1 protein-coding gene is annotated in these 548 nt (G+C 60.8%); it reads right to left on the reverse strand.

From position 1 onward, the window contains the following. On the reverse strand, positions 1–548 hold a 548-nt coding region (locus AC1DRJ_RS32015; RefSeq protein ID WP_477805615.1), incomplete at both ends, for a 3-hydroxyacyl-CoA dehydrogenase NAD-binding domain-containing protein.

Here is a 548-nt window from a genome sequence, read left to right on the forward strand (position 1 = left end):
GCGCTCCACTGAGGTAACGCGAGGCGTAGTAAAGAATGTCGCCGCCACCCCAATCGATGAACTCGAGCAAGCCCAGCACCGAGAAGCGCAACCCAAAACCGACGCGTACCGCAGTGTCGATATCTTCAGCGCTGGCCACACCCTCTTCCACCATCCGTGCGGCTTCGTTCATTGCCAGCGCCTGGATGCGCGGCACTATATAGCCAGCCACCGGATTGCACACCACGGGCACCTTGCCGATTCGCTTGAGCAATTGCAGCAGCCGCTCGACTACCTTAGGGCAGGTCGCTGCGCTGCGGCTGACTTCCACCAGCGGCATCAGGTACGCCGGATTCAGCCAGTGCGCGTTCACGAAGCGTTGCGGTTCACTGACCATTTCGCTCAACTCGGTGACCAGAAAGGTCGAAGTAGTCGACGCGATGATGGCCGACGCCGGGACATGCTCGCTGATCCAGGCGAAGGTTTCCTGCTTGACCTCGATGACTTCTGGCACCGCTTCGAACACCAGGTCGCTCAGGCGCAATGCCTCTGCGGCCCGGGATCTGGAT

This window comes from Pseudomonas sp. P5_B2 (assembly GCF_056400445.1).